We start from the raw sequence: 16603 nt of genomic DNA, 5'->3' as shown, positions 1-16603 counted from the left end.
GGATAAGTGCAGTTATGCCTCCGGTCCCGGCTGACGAGCGCCCTGTAGTACACTCGATACAGCAGTTTGCTGCGATGCCGCGCGCCTTCCGCAAGATCTTCGGAGAGTGGCAGCTCGTCGTGACTGACTACGCGTATCTTTTCCCTTTGCGGCCCTGCGGGTCGCAAAGGGCATGGCTCCAACGGTCCGGAAAATCTTCCGGTGATGGACTCCATGGGCGAAGGCCAACTGGTACCAGGAGTGACGTTCATCCCGAACGGAACACTAGCAACCGTCAACAGGCAGAAACGGCGCCACGCGCCCTGCCGATAGAGAGGAACGACATGCCAGTCGTTACCATGCGCCAACTGCTCGACAGCGGCGTACATTTTGGCCACCAGACCCGTCGCTGGAACCCGAAGATGAAGCGTTTCATCTTCACCGAGCGCAACGGCATCTACATCATCGACCTCCAGCAGTCGCTGTCCTACATTGACCGCGCCTACGAGTTCATCAAGGCCACCGTCGCACACGGCGGCACGGTGCTTTTCGTTGGCACGAAGAAGCAGGCACAGGAAGCCATCGCCGAGCAGGCGACCCGCGTGGGCCAGCCCTACGTCAACCAGCGCTGGCTCGGTGGCATGCTCACCAACTTCCAGACCGTGTCCAAGCGCATCCAGCGCATGAAGGAACTTGAGGAAATCGACTTCGACGATGTGGCCGGATCCGGGCACACCAAGAAGGAACTCCTCCTCCTGCGCCGCGAACTTACCAAACTGGAAACCAACCTCGGTGGTATCCGCAACCTGACCAAGGCCCCTTCGGTCGTGTGGATCGTTGACACGAAGAAGGAACACCTGGCCATCGACGAAGCCAAGAAGCTCGGCATCCCCGTCGTCGCGATCCTCGACACCAACTGTGATCCTGACGAGGTTGACTTCCCGATCCCCGGCAACGACGACGCCATCCGCGCCGTTCACCTGCTGACCCGCGTGGTTGCAGATGCCGTTGCAGAGGGCCTGATCGCCCGTCACAACCGCTCCGGTGGAAACGACGCCGACGCCGCGACCGAGCCAATGGCCGAGTGGGAGCGCGAACTGCTGGGCGACAGCGCCGCAGACGCCGCACCAGCGGCAGACGCCGCGCCAGCAGTTGAGGAAGCCGGAACTGAAGCTGCACCTGCAGAGGCCGCCGCACCTGAAGCAGCAGCAACTCCTGCAGCCGAGGAAGCACCAGCAGCCGACGACAGCAAGTAACCGGATGAGGGGGTGCGGGTGTCTCACCTGCGCCCCCTTCTCTATCTGCCCAGGCGTCAGAGCCTGCAGGCACCACCCTTCTTGGACACAACATACTTAGGAGTTCATATGGCGAACTACACCGCCGCTGATATCAAGGCCCTCCGCGAGCGCACTGGCGCTGGCATGATGGACGTGAAAAAAGCCCTCGACGAGGCCGACGGCGACGCCGGCAAGGCGATGGAGCTCATCCGCATCAAGGGTTTGAAGGGTGCAACGAAGCGCGAGGGCCGTTCAACCGCTGAGGGCCTCGTAGCAGCCAAGGTCGACGGCAACGTCGGCGTCATGGTCGAGGTCAACTGCGAGACCGACTTCGTCGCCAAGGCAGGCCCGTTTGTCGAATTCTCCAACAAGGTCCTTGCCGCAGCGATCGAGTCCGGCGCCAACGACGTCGACACCCTCCTCGCCTACACGGTTGACGGCAAGCCCGTCTCCGAGCATGTCATCGAGGCCGGCGCCCTGCTGGGCGAAAAGGTGGCTATCCGCCGTCTCGCACGCATCGAGGGCAGCATCGTCGATGCTTACCTGCACAAGACGTCCAAGGACCTTCCGGCCCAGGTTGGTGTGCTTTTCGCTGTTGAGGGTGAGGGCGACGCCGCCAAGGAAGCCACCCACGACATCGCAGTCCACATCGCTGCCTACTCGCCGACCTACCTCGTCCGTGACGAAGTACCGGCGGAACTTGTCGAGACGGAACGTCGCATCGCCGACGAGACCGCGCGCGCCGAAGGCAAGCCTGAGGCAGCATTGACCAAGATCGTTGAAGGGCGTCTGACGGGCTTCTTCAAGGAGGGCGTACTCGTCGACCAGGCATTCGCCAAGGACGCCAAGAAGTCGGTGGCCCAGGTGTTGGCTGAGGCCAACTCCACGCCGACCGCATTCGCCCGGTTCCGGGTTGGAGCTTAGGTCAGTTAGGCACAGCAGGCAGTTGGACAAAGGGGTGGTTACCACGGTGATCACCCCTTTTTCCTGCCCCATGGGACAAGCCAGACGGCACCGCAACGTATTCTTTTAGCAACGAACCCCGCAACCGCCCTTGGAGGCACAATGGATAACTCTGATTTGGGCACGCATGGCCAGGAAAGCCAACGACGTCGGGTGCTTCTGAAGCTCTCCGGCGAAGTCTTCGGTGGTGGCAAGCTCGGCGTCGACCCGGAGACGGTCCGCTCGGTAGCGAAGCAGATCGCCGCGACGGTCGGTCAGGTGGAAGTTGCCATCGTCGTCGGCGGCGGTAACTTCTTCCGGGGAGCCGAACTTTCGCAGAGCGGCATGGACCGGTCCCGCGCCGACTACATGGGCATGCTCGGCACCGTCATGAACTGCCTGGCCCTGCAGGACTTCCTGGAGCAGGCGGGCGTCGAAACCCGGGTACAGAGCGCCATCACGATGGGGCAGGTCGCCGAGGCCTACATCCCGCGCCGCGCCATCCGCCACCTCGAGAAGGGCCGCGTCGTCATCTTCGGCGCCGGGGCGGGGCTCCCCTACTTCTCCACCGACACGGTCGCGGCGCAGCGGGCCCTCGAAGTGCACGCTGACCTGGTGCTGATGGCCAAGAGCGGTGTCGACGGCGTTTATACCGCCGACCCGCATAAGGATCCCTCAGCGAAGAAGCTTGAGACGCTTTCCTACGATGATGCGTTGCGCCAGGATATCCGGGTCATGGACCAGACAGCCATGACCATGTGCAAGGACAATGACCTGTCGATGGTCGTCTTCGGCATGGAGGGCGAGGGCAACGTCACCCGGGCGATCCTCGGCGAAAAGATCGGGACCATCGTCACCACCTAGGCGGACTCCGCCGGTTTGCCCCAGCGGGGCCGCCCGCGTGAACTAGGATTGGAAATCGAACCGGACGACGCGCCGCTGCACCTCAGCGGGCGCACTGCTTAGGAGTTACAGTGATCGACGAAACATTGCTAGAGGCCACCCAGAAAATGGATAAGGCGGTGGAGGCCGCGAAGGAAGATTTCGCCACCATCCGGACCGGACGTGCCAACGCTTCGCTGTTCTCCAAGGTCATGGTCAACTACTACGGCGCTCCAACGCCGCTCCAGCAGTTGGCGTCCTTCCAGAACCCTGAGGCGCGTACCCTCCTGATCACACCCTTCGACCGGGCGGCGCTGAACGACATTGAGCGGGCCTTGCGGGACTCCGACCTAGGCGCCAATCCATCAAACGATGGCAACATTATCCGGGTGGTCCTTCCGGAGCTGACCGAGGAACGCCGCAAAGAATACGTCAAGCTGGTCAAGACGAAAGCCGAAGACGCCAAGATTGCCATCCGCAACATCCGCCGCAAGGCGAAAGACGGCATTGATAAGGCAGTCAAGGACGGCGGCGCCGGCGAAGACGAGGGATCGCGAGGCGAAAAAGACCTCGACGCCCGCACCAAATCGCACACAGACACGATCGACGAGCTGCTCAAGCGCAAGGAAACCGAGCTGCTCGAGGTCTGATGAGCGACACCCACCACTCTGCTAACACCGGCGCCCAGCCAGCGGCCAGCGTGGACGCCGTGGTGAGGGGGCGGCGCGCCCAGCAGGCTCCCGGCACCCGGCAGCTCCGCCGCAGGTCCGGGCGGAAGACCCGTGGCACGCCGAAGGGCCCATCCCGGGCAGGAAGAAACCTGCCAGCGGCAATCGCCGTGGGAGTCGCGCTCCTCGGGTCGGTGCTGGGCGGGATCCTCTACCTGCCCATTGCCTTCGTGGCGATTTCCACAGCCTTTGCACTGCTCGGCGTTTGGGAAGTTTCCCGGGCGCTCGAGGTGCGACAGATTCGGCTTCCCCTGGTACCCGCCATCGTTGCGACGATTGCGCTGCCGTTTGCTGCATACCTCGGCGGCCCCGAGGCCCTGGCCTACGCCGTCGTCCTATCCACCACCGCGCTGGCCTTATGGCGCAGTGTCGACCCGGCACCGGATGCAGCGAGATCCATCGCGGCTGGCGTTTTCGTTGTGCTCTGGATACCACTGTTGCTCAGCTTCGCCATGTTGTTGTTGCGGGAACCTTCGGGCAAGCTGCTGGTGGCGACGCTGCTTCTTCTGGTGGTCGCTAACGACACCTTCGGCTATCTGATCGGAGCGTTCTTCGGGAAGCACGCCATGGCGCCGAAGATCAGCCCGAAGAAGTCATGGGAGGGCTTCGCCGGTTCAGTGGGCGGCGCCGTGCTGGTGGGAACCGTTGCAGCGGTGTTCCTCCTGGAGCGGCCCTGGTGGTTTGGCCTCGTCCTGGCAGTGGCCACCGTCTCCGCCGCGACCGCCGGGGACCTCGCCGAGTCAATGATCAAACGTGAACTGGGCGTCAAGGACATGGGCAATATTCTGCCGGGGCACGGCGGCATGATGGACCGGCTCGACTCCATTGTCTTCGCCTCCCCGGTTGCGTTCGTGCTGTCAGTTACATTGGTACCGGGATTCCTCTAGCCCCGGCCGCACAACCCAAAGGACTCAGGACACCATGGACGAAGCTCGTCAGGGCAGCTCTCCCTTCGCGCGGGTGGGACGCCGGGAGTATGGCTACAACCTTCGGCAAGTGGACAGCTTTCTCACCCGGGCTCGCGAGTTCTACAACACGGAAGACCTGACCGGTGGCCCGGTGAGCAGCATCGACGTTCGGTCGATGGCCTTCGACCCCGCCAAGGGTGGTTACGAGCCGCAGGCCGTCGACGCTGCGCTGGACCGGTTGGAGGACGTCTTCGCGCAGCGCGAGCGCGACCGCCTGATCTCGGCGAAGGGCGAGGACGTCTGGCTCATGCAGATTGGCCGCTCCTCGGCCGTGCTGCGAAGCAGGCTGCACCGTGAGCCCGGCGAAAGGTTCAGGCGTCCCACCAGGCGAAAGGCCGCCAGCTACAACGTCGACGACGTCGACACCCTCTGCAACGAACTTCTCGCCTATTTCGAAAGCGATGCCCCGCTGAGTGTCGACGTCGTACGCCGCTCCGTCTTCCGTGACGCGGTGGGCGCTGAGGGTTACGAGGAAACCCAGGTCGACGCATTCATGGACCGCGTGGTCGAACTGATGGCAGCCATCGACTAGTTGCGGCCTACGTTGGTCCCTGCACCGGTTCCGGTGTATGCAGCCTGGCCAGGACCCGTGACACGCTTCCCGGCGTCCGGCGGGCGGTCAGCCGCGACACCAAGATGGTGACAGCGAACGCCGCTGGCACCGTCCACAACGCGGGTTGCTCAAGCCATTCGTAGCGCGCCGCCGCTGGCCCCAGCGCCGCCGCGGTCAGGATAGATCCGCCGCACAGGACGGCCCCAGCGAGCATGCCCGCAACGGCTCCCACATCGGTCAGCCCGCGCCACCAGATTCCGAGCAGCAGGAGCGGACAGATCGTGGAGGCAGTAAAGGCGAACACCATGCTCACGCTGCCGGCCAACGCCAGCGTGTTGGTGGCTAGTGCCAACAGCAAGGGGATCAACGCCGAAATCACTGCGGCCCGCCTGAACCCGCGCACGCTGCCCTGGAAGAACTCCTGGCTGACCACCCCGGCGAGGGATACCACCAGCCCACTGGTCGTCGAGAGGAACGCGGCAAACGCCCCCGCCGTGACCAGGGCCGACAGCAGATCCCCGGCGGTACCCTCGAAGATACGGCTCGGGAGTAGCAAGACCGTGGCGTCGGCGGTGCCGTCGGCCGCAAGATCGGGGGTATAGATCCGGCCGAGAATCCCGTACATGGTGGGGAACAGGTAGAACACCGACAGCAAGCCCAGCACAATGAGGGTGGTCCGGCGAGCCGAGGCGCCGTCCGGGTTGGTGTAGAAACGCACCAGCACATGGGGCAGGCCAAGAGTGCCGAACAGCAGCGCGATCACCAGGGAAATATTGCGGTACAGCGATGCGTCACCGACAATATTCAGCTCGGTAGCAAACACCGCACCGGCATCGGTGATCGGGCTCCCGGTTGCGGAAAGCCGCAGCAGGATAAAGACGATCGGCACCGCCAGCGCGGTCAGCTTGAGCCAGTATTGGAAGGCCTGCACAAAAGTGATGGACCGCATCCCGCCGGTCACGACGCTGAGGCAGACCACCACCACCACCGCCACCGCGCCCACCCACGGCGGGAGCCCAGTGGTGATCTGGACGGTGAGTGCGGCCCCGTGCAGTTGCGGCACAATGTAGAGCCAGCCGACGACGACGACGAGCAGGCTGGTCACGCGCCGCACCATCAGCGATTCGAGGCGGGCTTCAGCGAAGTCGGGGATCGTGTAGGCGCCGGAGCGCCGCAGGGGAGCGGCCACGAAGAGGAGCAGCATCAGGTACCCGGCCGTGTACCCGATCGGAAACCAGAGTGCATCCACGCCGGAGATGAGAATCAGCCCGGCGACGCCGAGGAAGCTCGCAGCCGACAGGTATTCGCCGCCGATCGCTGACGCATTCCACCAGGGCCGTACGGTCCGCGAGGCCACGTAGAAGTCGCCGGTGGTCCGCGAGATCCGCAGCCCATAGATGCCGATCAGCACGGTGCTCAGGGAGACCAGGGCCAGCGCCAGGTAGCCGACCACCGGATTCAGTTCAGCGTTCACAGCGGCCTAGTCCTCATCGACCAGGTCCCTGAAACGTTGTTCGTTGCGGGAAGCGCTGCGCACGTAGAGGGCCGCGCAGCTGATGACCAGCGGGTAGACGCCCACCCCCAACAGGAGCCAGGGCACCGGGATGGTGAACACCGAAAGATTCCCGATTTGTGGAAAGACCGCCAACATCACGGGGATACCAATCAGGATGACCAGGAAGCCGGCGGCAACCACCACGGCGAGCCTGAGCTGGGACCGGATCAAGGAACGGACAAACAGTTCGCCCACCTCCGACTGCTCGGCCATTTCCCGGGTGACCGGGTAGGAGCCGCCAACCGGCCGGGCGGCGCTGCGCGGCGCGGTGACCCGCACCCGCTGGGGTACGCCGTCCGGCGTCGTCATCGAGGGCACCTCACGGCTGTCGGGGCCGGAGGCGGGTGGCCTCAAGCTTGTCCCGCACCACCGGAAGGTGCCGGCGGCTGACCGGAAGCTCGGCGTCCCCCACGAGGAGCGATGCGCGGCCCGCCCCGATCCTGACCTGACGGACCTGGTTCATCGCCACCAGGTAGGACCGGTGGATCCGCAGGAAGCCGGCGTCGGCCCACTGACGCTCCAGATCGTTGAGGGGAATACGGATCAGGTAGCTCGACTCGGCGGTGTGGAGGCGCGCATAGTCGCCCTGCGCCTGGACGTAGCGGATATCGTCCCGCCGGATCATCCGGCTGATACCGCCCTGATCGACGGTGATCACCTCGGGCGCGGCCGCGGTGCCGTCCTGGCCCGCTTCCATCAGTTCACAGATACGCCGGACAGACTCGGCGAGGCGTTCCAGCCGCACCGGTTTGAGCAGGTAATCGACGGCCCGCAGATCGAACGCCTCAAGGGCACGGTCCTCGTCAGCGGTGACGAAGACGACGGCGGGAGGTCGGCTGAACCGGGAAATGACCCGGGCGATGTCCAGGCCGGAGAGGGCCGGCATGTGAATGTCGAGGAACAACGCGTCGACGTCGTGGGTCTCGAGGGCGCGCAGTGCCTCGGCGCCGCTGGAGGCACGGTGGATGGTGTCGATCCGCGCATCCTTGGCGAGTAGGAAAGCCAGTTCCTCAACTGCGGGGAGCTCATCGTCGGCGATGACAACATTGACCATGTGCTCAAGATTACGCGCACCTGCCCGTCGACGTGTGACGTGGGCTGTGTGACCTGTGATGTGGGACAGGTGCTCAGGCGTGGTGGTCTGGCTGCGACTTCGGGATCCGCAGGGTGATCATGGTGCCAGCGCCCACCGCGGTGTCGATGGCGAGCCCGTGATCCTCGCCGTACACCTGGCGTAGCCGCTGATCGACGTTCCGGAGCCCAACATGTACCCCGTCGGTATGCCCAGCGAGGACTGACCGCAGATAGTCGGGATCCATGCCGACGCCGTCGTCCTCAATCGTCACCTCGGCGACTGCTCCGGCGTCGTGCGCCGTAATGGTGATGTGACCCGATCCGTCAGTGGATTCGAGGCCATGCCGGACGGCGTTCTCCACCAGGGGCTGGAGGCTGAGGAACGGAATGACTGTGCTGAGCACCTCGGGGCCAATCTCCAGGCTGACCTTCAGTCGGTCCCCGAACCGGGCACGCTCCAGCAGCAGGTAGCGGTCGATGGACCGGAGCTCCTCCGCAACGGTGGTGAAGTCACCATGCCGACGGAAGGAGTACCGGGTAAAGTCGGCGAACTCCACCACCAGTTCGCGGGCCCGGACGGGGTCCGTATTGATGAAGGATGCGATGGCGTTGAGCGAGTTGTAGATGAAATGGGGGCTGATCTGGGCGCGGAGGGCACGCACCTCAGCCTCCATCAGCAGGGTCCGGGAGGAGTCAAGTTCGGCGAGTTCCACCTGGGTGGACACCCAGCCGGCCACCTCGTTGGCGGCCCGTACCAGGCCGGCATTGACGTGCGGGGCGAAGGCGCCCACCGTGCCGACCACCCGCTTGTCGACGCGGATCGGGGAGATCACCACCTGCCCGTCACCTGGTACTGCGGCCGGGCCCAACTGGGCCTCCCTGAAAATCTGGGTCCGCCCACTGGTGAGGACCTGCTGCACCAGGTCCATCACCTGCTCGGGCATCTCGCGCCCACCATCCCAGGCGAGCACAGCGCTTTCGTCGGTGATCAGGAGCGTGTCGCACCGCAGCAGGCTGCGTAAATGCTTGCTGGCCTTCGAGGCTCCCGCGGGGGTGAGCCCGGCACGCAGGTGCTCCGACGCGAGCGCCGCGGTGTGCAGGGTCGCATAGGTGGCGCGGTCGGCGTCGGACCCCAGGTCTCGGTAGGAGCGGGACAGCTTGAATCCCAGGGCAGCAACCATGGCGATCGTCAGGGAGACAATGGCGCCTACTAGGGCGGTGTCGACGGCAGTGCTGAACATTGCTCAACAGTAGCCGTCAACCACTCCGCGGTCGTCCCACTCGCCGCACGAGGGGTCCGCTCACCGCAGCTGAGCGTCCACTGAGCGATACACCGTGCTGCGGTACTGTGAAACCGCGCTCGCAGGACGCAAGGTGATGGGAGTCACACCTTCACGCGCCTGTCGCTGCTCCTAACCGAATCGGAGTCGGCCCGGCGTGGAAGACGTTCTCAACGAGGAGGAACCATGGCTACCGAGCCATCGCCGCCGGAAGCTGGCACCACAGCGACCGTCGACTTCACCGCATACCAGAAGAATCCGCAGTTCGTGGAACTGCGCAAACGCCACCGCAGTTTCGTTTTTCCCATGGCAGTCTTCTTTCTGCTCTGGTACTTCCTGTATGTGCTGCTGGCGTCCTACGCGACGGACTTCATGTCCACCCCGGTCTGGGGAAACATCAACATCGGGCTCATCATGGGCCTGCTGCAGTTCGTCACCACCTTCGCCATCACGATGGGGTACGTCACCTACGCCAACCGGAAGCTCGACCCGATCGCCGCGGATATCCGCCACGAGCTTGAGGTCACCGCTCCGGAGGTCTTCACTGAAAAGCCAGGAGTGAACAAATGATGCCGGTCTCCCTGCCGATGCAGACGGTCGAAAGCACCCAGGTCGGTGAACCATGGCTGAACATGACCATTTTTGGTTTGTTCGTCGCGGTCACCCTCGTGATCGTGCTCCGTGCAAGCCGTAACACCAAGACCGCCGCCGACTACTACGCAGCGGGCCGGTCCTTCAGCGGACCGCAGAACGGCACCGCCATTGCCGGCGACTACCTCTCGGCGGCTTCCTTCCTCGGAATCGTCGGTGCTATTGCCATCAACGGCTACGACGGATTCCTTTACTCCATCGGCTTCCTGGTGGCCTGGCTGGTGGCCCTGCTCCTCGTGGCGGAACTGCTCCGCAACACCGGCAAGTTCACCATGGCCGACGTCCTCTCGTTCCGGTTGCGCCAGCGCCCCGTGCGCATCGCCGCCGCCATCACCACACTGGCCGTCTGCTTCTTCTATCTGCTCGCACAGATGGCTGGCGCCGGCGGACTGGTCTCCCTGTTGCTGGGGATCGACGACCGGATCGGTCAGTCCCTGGTCATTACCGTCGTCGGCGGGTTGATGATCCTCTACGTACTGATCGGTGGGATGAAGGGCACCACCTGGGTGCAGATCATCAAGGCGGTCATGCTCATCACCGGCGCGTTCATCATGACCATCTGGGTGCTTGCTCTCCACGACTTCAACCTCTCCACGCTGCTGGGTGCAGCGATGGAAACCGCTGGAAACCCCGACATCATCAACCCGGGCCTGCAGTACGGTGCCACCAGCACCTCGCAGCTGGACTTCGTGTCCCTCGCCCTGGCGCTGGTCCTCGGCACCGCAGCACTACCGCACGTGCTGATGCGGTTCTACACCGTACCAACCGCCAAGGAAGCCCGCCGCTCAGTGGTGTGGGCCATCTGGCTGATCGGCGGGTTCTACCTGTTCACCCTGGTCCTCGGCTACGGCGCCGGCGCCATGATCGGCGCGGATCGCATCCAGGCCGCTCCGGGTGGGGTCAACTCGGCAGCACCACTGCTTGCGTTTGAACTGGGCGGGCCCATCCTGCTCGGCATCATTTCGGCGGTCGCGTTCGCGACGATCCTCGCCGTCGTCGCCGGTTTGACGATCACTGCCGCAGCCTCGTTCGCTCACGACATCTACGCGAACGTCATCCGCAAGGGCAACCTGGATCCCGACGGTGAGGTGAAGGTGGCGCGACGGACCGTCGTCGTGATCGGCATCCTCTCCATCCTGGGTGGCATCGGCGCGCAGGGGCAGAATATCGCCTTCCTGGTGGCGTTGGCCTTCGCGGTTGCAGCCAGCGCCAACCTGCCGACCATCCTCTACTCGCTGTTCTGGAAGCGTTTCAACACCCAGGGTGCGATCTGGAGCATGTACGGCGGGCTCGGTTCAGCACTGCTGCTCATCGCCTTCTCGCCCGTCGTCTCGGGCAAGGAGACCTCGATGATTCAGGGCGCCGACTTCGTCTTGTTCCCACTGAACAACCCGGGTATCGTCTCCATCCCGCTGGCGTTCTTCCTCGGCTGGCTGGGTAGCGTCCTCGCCAAGACCACCGAGGATCCGCAGAAGCAGGCGGAAATGGAAGTACGGTCCCTGACCGGGGTCGGCGCGGAAAAGGCGACTGAACACTAAGTCGCCGGGTTCGATCATTTCCTTACACGGCAGCAGGCCGACCCGACATCGGGTCGGCCTGCTGCCGTGTAAGGGGGTTGTGCCTGACCCGGCCGCTCCCTACTTGCCCGGGTGACGGGGCCCGCGCTCCAGGAGGGGCTCAACCCGGAAGGGAACCAGTTCCCCCATGGCCAGGGAGGTATCGCATCGTTCCACTCCGTCGCAGCCGAGGATTTTCCCGTTGATCCTGAAGAGGTCCTCGGCGTCGGCGCACACCACCCGTACCAGGATGTCCGCCTGACCGGTGAGCCCGTACGCTTCGAGCACCTCGGGAATATTGGCCAGTTGTTCAGTGATGGCGGCGAGTTTTTGCTGCTGAACGTGGACGTGAATGAACGCCATCAGCGGGTAGCCCAGGGCTACCGGATTGATCCGGCGCTCGAAGGAGAGGAACACCGACTTCTTCTCCAACTGAGCCATCCTGGCCTGTACCGTGTTGCGGGACAGACCCAGCTTTTGGGCCAGCGCCACGACCGTGCGCCGGGGGTCTTTCGCCAGGGCGATCAGGAGGCGAGTGTCAGTAGAATCCAGGGGTAGCATAATGCGCAATGCTAACACGGTGCTGATGCCGGATATCTGGCATTGTGCTCAATCAAACGGTTATCGGTTGTGCTCCATGGCGCCTGTGAGTAGGGTCACAGTATCTTTGGGTAAAGACGCCTGGAGGTCAAGGATCAGGCTTCCCTTTCCGTCTCATGCGATCCGGATGGGGGCCCGGCCACACCATTGAAGGTCGTGTAATTGTGCCCCTGAATGACGCCACTTCCGCCGGAGAAGACACACTGATCCAGCTCCTGACACCCTCGGGTGTTCGGCGAACGAGCGGACACTACGACCGGTGGGTCGCCGACGTCGACGGCCCGGCGCTGCAGGCGCTCTACGAGGACATGGTGGTGGTGCGCCGGATCGACGCCGAGGCAACCGCGTTGCAGCGGCAGGGAGAGCTGGCACTGTGGCCGCCCCTGTTGGGGCAGGAGGCAGCGCAGATCGGTTCGGGGCGCGCGTTGCGTGAGGATGACTTTGTTTTCTCCAGCTACCGCGAGAACGCGGTGGCGTACTGCCGAGGGGTTGACTTCACCGACATCCTGCGGGTCTGGCGGGGCAACGCGTCGGCGGGTTGGGACCCCTTCTCGATCAACATGGCCACCCCGCAGGTGATCATCGGTGCGCAGACCTTGCATGCCACCGGATATGCGATGGGGATCCAACAGGATGGTGCGGACTCGGTAGCTGTCACCTACTTCGGCGATGGCGCCACCAGCCAGGGGGACGTTAACGAGGCGATGGTCTTCGCCGCGAGCTACCAGGCGCCGGTCATCTTCTTCTGCCAGAACAACCACTGGGCCATCTCGGAACCCGTGGGCCTGCAGGCACACGTTCCCATTGCCAACCGGGCGCCCGGCTTCGGGATCCCTTCGGTACGCGTTGACGGCAACGACGTGCTTGCCTGCCTGGCGGTCACTCGCGAAGCGCTTGACCGGGCACGGACCGGCGGCGGGCCGAGCTTCATTGAGGCCGTCACCTACCGGATGGGTCCCCACACCACAGCCGACGATCCCACCAAATATCGTGACGCGAACGAACTTGAGGACTGGGCGGCAAAGGACCCCATTTCCCGGCTGTCGGCGCTGCTTGACTCACTGGGTCTGCTCACCGCCGACTTCATTTCCTCGGTCGGTGCCAAGGCCGACGACGTCGCCGCGAAACTCCGCGCCGGCTGCATTGAGATGCCCGAGCCCGAACCGATGGACGTCTTCAAGCACGTCTACAGCACCCCCAATTCCTGGCTGGACCGTCAGCAGGACAACTACGGACGCTATCTGGCGTCGTTCGACTCGGCGCCTGTTGACTTGGCGTCTGACGATTCAGCGCCTTTTGATTCAGCATCACAGGATGCCAGCGGGTCAGCCACGGAAGGAAGCCACTAATGTCCACGATGACCTTTGGCCGGGCCATCAACGCCGGTATGCGCAGGGCCATGGAGAACGATCCGAAGGTGATCCTCATGGGTGAAGACATCGGGAAGCTCGGCGGTGTCTTCCGCATCACTGAGGGGCTGCAGAAGGATTTCGGCGAGCACCGTGTCCTTGACACCCCGTTGGCCGAGTCGGCCATCATGGGCACCGCCGTCGGGATGGCGTACCGCGGGTACCGACCGGTGGTGGAAATCCAGTTCGACGGGTTTATCTATCCGGCGTTTGACCAGATCGTCTGCCAGGTGGCGAAGCTGTATTACCGGACCCAGGGCGCCGTGAAGATGCCCATCACCATCAGGGTGCCGTTTGGTGGGGGCATCGGGTCACCCGAGCATCACTCCGAGTCGCCGGAAGCCTACTTCACCCACACCTCCGGGTTGAGGGTGGTGAGCGTTTCCAACCCGCAGGACGCGTACACGATGATCCAGCAGGCGATCGCCAGCGACGACCCGGTGCTGTACTTCGAGCCGAAGCGCCGTTACCACGTCAAGGGCGAGGTGGATGAGTCGATCGACCTGTCAGCAACATCGATGGAAGACGCTCACGTGGTCACCCAGGGCAGCGACGTCACCCTGGTCACGTACGGTCCGCTGGTTCCCACCGCGCGGGACGCGGCAATCGCGGCGTCCGACGACGGTGTCTCCGTCGAGGTGATTGACCTGCGGTCGCTCGCCCCCATCGACTTCGCCACCATTGAGGCTTCGGTGCGTAAGACCGGCCGGCTGGTGATCACTCACGAGGCGGCACAGTCGGGCGGATTGGGCGCTGAGATTGCTGCCAGCATCACCGAACGCTGCTTCGACTATCTGGAGCACGCACCGGTTCGGGTGACCGGCTTCGACATCCCGTACCCGTACTCCAAACTCGAATTTCATCACCTGCCCGATCTGGATCGTATTCTCGACGGCGTTGACCGCGTCCTGGGACGGACCAATTCGCTGAGCGGGCTCGAAAGGTAGTGGCAACTGTGATCAAGGAATTCAGGCTCCCGGATCTTGGCGAAGGTCTGACCGAATCGGAGATTGTCAGCTGGCATGTCGCCGAGGGCGACGTCGTCGAACTTAACCAGATCATTGCCGACGTCGAGACCGCCAAAGCGGTGGTCGAGTTGCCGTCGCCCTATGCCGGGGTGGTCGCCAGGCTGCACGAGCAGCCGGGCACGGTGGTCGAGGTAGGGGCACCGATCATTTCGTTTGATGTTCCAGCTGTCGAAGGAGCGAAGGGAGGGAGCCCCGGGGTCGGGGGGCCGGCGGCCGCGGGTTCTGACCGCGCGGAGGCTGTTGCGGGAACGACCGACGGGGATGTCCCCGCCAAACGCGAACCCAACCTGGTGGGGTATGGCGCAGCAGTCGAGAAGGGTGGCCGTCCGGCCCGGCGTGCGCGAGGCGGAGCGGCTGTAGGTGGATCGGCTGTAGCGAGCCTGCTGCCAGTATCGGTACCAGCGGCACTAGCGGTACCAGCGGTACCAGCGGCACTAGCGCCGGCACCCGCTGTGCTGCCGCGCGCTGTGCCGGCGCCTGAACCAACGGCTAGCCCGCTGGCCACCTCTCCGTCGGGACGTCCCCGATCCACTCCACCCGTGCGGAAGCTTGCCCGCGACCTTGGGATCGAGCTCGCATCGGTGACCGGATCCGGTCCCGCCGGGCTGATTACCCGTGACGATGTGGTGGGCGCGGTCAGCCACCGCGAGCAACCGGTAGTTGAGCCGGAGATGGCCGCCAGGCCGCAGCGGTCAACCCAGCGGGAAACCAGGACACCGATTAAGGGAGTCCGCAAGCACACCGCTGCGGCGATGGTCGCGAGCGCGTTTACCGCGCCGCACGTGACCGAGTTCCTCACGATCGATGTCACGCCCACCATGGACCTCATCGCACGGCTGAAAGCCAGCCGGGCGTTTGCCGGTGTGAAGATCACCCCGCTCACAGTGGTCGCCAAGGCGCTCTGTATTGCGGCGGACCGCAACCCGACGGTCAATACCCGCTGGGACGCTGCCAGTTCCGAGATCGTGCAGCACCACTACGTGAACCTCGGCATTGCTGCCGCGACGCCGCGGGGACTGATGGTGCCGAACATCAAGGATGCCGATCAGCTGACGCTCAAGGAGATCGCTCAGGCATTGACCGGACTCACCGAGACTGCACGCGCTGGGAAGACCAGCCCGGCCGACCTCTCCGATGGGACCATCTCCATCACCAATGTTGGGGTGTTCGGGATCGATGCCGGCACGCCGATCCTCAATCCGGGGGAGGCAGCCATCCTGGCGATGGGAGCCGTCCGTCGGACCCCGTGGGAGTACCAGGGCGAGATCGCGTTGCGCTCGGTGATGACGTTGAGCCTGTCCTTCGACCACAGGCTGGTCGACGGAGAGCAGGGATCACGGTTCCTTGCCGATATCGGAACCATCCTGTCCGATCCCGGCATGGTCCTGACCATGATCTAGCAGAGGCGACGCGCGGGCAGCAGACTCACTTTCGAATGGGTGGCTGCAGGCCGGCTTCACCCTCGATGACGGTGAGCAAAGTGGACCGGAGGGGTCAAATCGGGCCTCGGTGCCCAACCTGTCCCTCCCTCAGGTCTACCTTGCTCACCGGAGCAGAACGGGCCGGAGCGGAACGGATCGGGTCAGATGGTGTCCTGAGCCGGCTCGGTGTCCTGATTCGGCTCGGCCTCCGCCAGGACCCCGGCCGGGAGGACCCGCCCGGCGCCAAGAACCTCTACGCCGAGCAAGCGTCCCTGGCTGTCGAAATCCAGCGCAATCTCGCCGTGTCCGCCGGGCGTCGCTATCTCATGCACCTGCGTGCCCGACTCCCAATCCCTGATCCGATGGGCAATCATGACATACGCGGCGTCAGCCTGCTTGTCGTAGGTAATCTTCATGGTCGACCTTTGATCCTGCGGGTCTAGCGGAGTTCCAGCACCAGTTCCTTGACGACGGCGCTACACGGCTTTCGTCATCGGTTCCGGTGAGTTTCGTACCCGATTCTGGTGAGCGAAGTGGACCAGGCGGGTCAATCCGGGCATCAGTGTCCGATATGTCCCTCCCTCTGGTCCACATTCCCCACCTGAGTGGAGCGGGGTTCACCGGACCGGGGCGGTACCCACCGGTACCCGGCGGTAGCCTCCGGTACCCACCGGAACGCGACGGTACCCACCGGAACGCG

Annotated in this window: 17 protein-coding genes; 11 read left to right on the top strand and 6 right to left on the bottom strand. The window is 64.2% G+C overall.

The features are described from left to right. The first annotated feature begins 323 nt into the window (after positions 1-323). From rpsB to ACX80G_RS12750, 6 genes are all read left to right on the top strand, one after another. The gene (gene rpsB, locus ACX80G_RS12775; RefSeq protein WP_459308021.1) at positions 324-1235 is read left to right on the top strand and encodes a 30S ribosomal protein S2; all 912 of its coding nucleotides are present in this window, start codon (positions 324-326) and stop codon (positions 1233-1235) included. Positions 1236-1343: 108 nt separating this feature from the next. Beyond that, a complete protein-coding gene (gene tsf, locus ACX80G_RS12770) occupies positions 1344-2180 on the top strand; it encodes a translation elongation factor Ts (RefSeq protein ID WP_459308020.1) in 837 nt (278 codons plus the stop codon). Between the two features lie 141 nt (positions 2181-2321). Further along, complete coding sequence (pyrH, locus tag ACX80G_RS12765) at positions 2322-3062, top strand: UMP kinase (protein WP_459308019.1); 741 nt, start codon at positions 2322-2324, stop codon at positions 3060-3062. A gap of 110 nt (positions 3063-3172) precedes the next feature. After that, the gene (gene frr / locus ACX80G_RS12760) at positions 3173-3730 is read left to right on the top strand and encodes a ribosome recycling factor (RefSeq protein WP_459308018.1); all 558 of its coding nucleotides are present in this window, start codon (positions 3173-3175) and stop codon (positions 3728-3730) included. Continuing rightward, complete coding sequence (locus ACX80G_RS12755) at positions 3730-4695, top strand: phosphatidate cytidylyltransferase (RefSeq protein ID WP_459308017.1); 966 nt, start codon at positions 3730-3732, stop codon at positions 4693-4695. Before frr ends, ACX80G_RS12755 begins: the two co-directional genes overlap by 1 nt. A gap of 34 nt (positions 4696-4729) precedes the next feature. Further along, on the top strand, positions 4730-5308 hold the full coding sequence (locus ACX80G_RS12750; protein ID WP_459308016.1) for a DivIVA domain-containing protein: 579 nt from the start codon (positions 4730-4732) through the stop codon (positions 5306-5308). A 7-nt stretch (positions 5309-5315) separates the two neighbouring features. Here the strand turns inward: ACX80G_RS12750 and ACX80G_RS12745 are convergent, their stop codons facing one another. The 4 genes from ACX80G_RS12745 to ACX80G_RS12730 form a co-directional block, all read right to left on the bottom strand. Next, positions 5316-6791: a sodium/solute symporter gene (locus ACX80G_RS12745; RefSeq protein WP_459308050.1), complete on the bottom strand. Its 1476-nt coding sequence runs from the start codon at positions 6789-6791 to the stop codon at positions 5316-5318. An 18-nt stretch (positions 6792-6809) separates the two neighbouring features. Next, positions 6810-7193, bottom strand: coding sequence for a DUF485 domain-containing protein (locus tag ACX80G_RS12740; protein ID WP_459308015.1), 384 nt, complete (start codon positions 7191-7193; stop codon positions 6810-6812). Positions 7194-7203: 10 nt separating this feature from the next. After that, positions 7204-7938 carry a LytR/AlgR family response regulator transcription factor gene (locus tag ACX80G_RS12735; RefSeq protein ID WP_459308014.1) on the bottom strand — a complete coding sequence of 245 codons (735 nt, stop codon included), beginning with the start codon at positions 7936-7938 and terminating at the stop codon, positions 7204-7206. A gap of 73 nt (positions 7939-8011) precedes the next feature. Beyond that, complete coding sequence (locus ACX80G_RS12730; RefSeq protein WP_459308013.1) at positions 8012-9199, bottom strand: sensor histidine kinase; 1188 nt, start codon at positions 9197-9199, stop codon at positions 8012-8014. Between the two features lie 225 nt (positions 9200-9424). Between ACX80G_RS12730 and ACX80G_RS12725 the strand changes: the two genes are divergently transcribed. Together ACX80G_RS12725 and ACX80G_RS12720 are read left to right on the top strand one after the other, a co-directional pair. Next, entirely contained in the window at positions 9425-9808 is a 384-nt protein-coding gene (locus ACX80G_RS12725) for a DUF485 domain-containing protein (protein WP_459308012.1), read from the top strand. Then, the gene (locus ACX80G_RS12720) at positions 9805-11427 is read left to right on the top strand and encodes a monocarboxylic acid transporter (RefSeq protein ID WP_459308011.1); all 1623 of its coding nucleotides are present in this window, start codon (positions 9805-9807) and stop codon (positions 11425-11427) included. The genes ACX80G_RS12725 and ACX80G_RS12720 overlap by 4 nt, the downstream gene beginning before the upstream one ends. Before the next feature lie 99 nt (positions 11428-11526). Here ACX80G_RS12720 and ACX80G_RS12715 read toward each other — a convergent pair whose 3' ends face one another. Further along, positions 11527-12006, bottom strand: a complete 480-nt coding sequence (locus tag ACX80G_RS12715; protein ID WP_459308010.1) for an Lrp/AsnC family transcriptional regulator — start codon at positions 12004-12006, stop codon at positions 11527-11529. 203 nt (positions 12007-12209) lie between these two features. Between ACX80G_RS12715 and pdhA the strand changes: the two genes are divergently transcribed. From pdhA to ACX80G_RS12700, 3 genes are read left to right on the top strand one after another with little or no spacing between them, the layout of a single operon-like run. Beyond that, positions 12210-13394, top strand: a complete 1185-nt coding sequence (pdhA, locus tag ACX80G_RS12710; protein ID WP_459308009.1) for a pyruvate dehydrogenase (acetyl-transferring) E1 component subunit alpha — start codon at positions 12210-12212, stop codon at positions 13392-13394. Further along, positions 13394-14401: an alpha-ketoacid dehydrogenase subunit beta gene (locus tag ACX80G_RS12705; protein ID WP_459308008.1), complete on the top strand. Its 1008-nt coding sequence runs from the start codon at positions 13394-13396 to the stop codon at positions 14399-14401. The genes pdhA and ACX80G_RS12705 overlap by 1 nt, the downstream gene beginning before the upstream one ends. A gap of 8 nt (positions 14402-14409) precedes the next feature. Further along, complete coding sequence (locus ACX80G_RS12700) at positions 14410-15882, top strand: dihydrolipoamide acetyltransferase family protein (protein WP_459308049.1); 1473 nt, start codon at positions 14410-14412, stop codon at positions 15880-15882. Between the two features lie 182 nt (positions 15883-16064). Here the strand turns inward: ACX80G_RS12700 and ACX80G_RS12695 are convergent, their stop codons facing one another. Next, positions 16065-16319 carry a DUF2283 domain-containing protein gene (locus ACX80G_RS12695; protein WP_459308007.1) on the bottom strand — a complete coding sequence of 85 codons (255 nt, stop codon included), beginning with the start codon at positions 16317-16319 and terminating at the stop codon, positions 16065-16067. Between the last annotated feature and the right edge of the window lie 284 nt (positions 16320-16603).

Source organism: Arthrobacter glycogeni (assembly GCF_054510815.1).
Note: the sequence above shows the minus strand (reverse complement) of the source record. Positions and strands in the feature narration are given on the sequence as shown.

What these genes read in the sequence shown, in the direction of transcription:
- rpsB (WP_459308021.1), top strand. Translation starts at nt 324, where the DNA reads ATGCCAGTCGTTACCATGCGCCAACTGCTCGACAGCGGCGTACATTTT.
- ACX80G_RS12750 (WP_459308016.1), top strand. Translation starts at nt 4,730, where the DNA reads ATGGACGAAGCTCGTCAGGGCAGCTCTCCCTTCGCGCGGGTGGGACGC.
- ACX80G_RS12755 (WP_459308017.1), top strand. Translation starts at nt 3,730, where the DNA reads ATGAGCGACACCCACCACTCTGCTAACACCGGCGCCCAGCCAGCGGCC.
- ACX80G_RS12705 (WP_459308008.1), top strand. Translation starts at nt 13,394, where the DNA reads ATGTCCACGATGACCTTTGGCCGGGCCATCAACGCCGGTATGCGCAGG.
- ACX80G_RS12740 (WP_459308015.1), bottom strand. Translation starts at nt 7,193, where the DNA reads ATGACGACGCCGGACGGCGTACCCCAGCGGGTGCGGGTCACCGCGCCG.
- tsf (WP_459308020.1), top strand. Translation starts at nt 1,344, where the DNA reads ATGGCGAACTACACCGCCGCTGATATCAAGGCCCTCCGCGAGCGCACT.
- ACX80G_RS12695 (WP_459308007.1), bottom strand. Translation starts at nt 16,319, where the DNA reads ATGAAGATTACCTACGACAAGCAGGCTGACGCCGCGTATGTCATGATT.
- pyrH (WP_459308019.1), top strand. Translation starts at nt 2,322, where the DNA reads ATGGATAACTCTGATTTGGGCACGCATGGCCAGGAAAGCCAACGACGT.
- ACX80G_RS12725 (WP_459308012.1), top strand. Translation starts at nt 9,425, where the DNA reads ATGGCTACCGAGCCATCGCCGCCGGAAGCTGGCACCACAGCGACCGTC.
- ACX80G_RS12720 (WP_459308011.1), top strand. Translation starts at nt 9,805, where the DNA reads ATGATGCCGGTCTCCCTGCCGATGCAGACGGTCGAAAGCACCCAGGTC.
- ACX80G_RS12715 (WP_459308010.1), bottom strand. Translation starts at nt 12,006, where the DNA reads ATGCTACCCCTGGATTCTACTGACACTCGCCTCCTGATCGCCCTGGCG.
- ACX80G_RS12735 (WP_459308014.1), bottom strand. Translation starts at nt 7,938, where the DNA reads ATGGTCAATGTTGTCATCGCCGACGATGAGCTCCCCGCAGTTGAGGAA.
- ACX80G_RS12730 (WP_459308013.1), bottom strand. Translation starts at nt 9,199, where the DNA reads ATGTTCAGCACTGCCGTCGACACCGCCCTAGTAGGCGCCATTGTCTCC.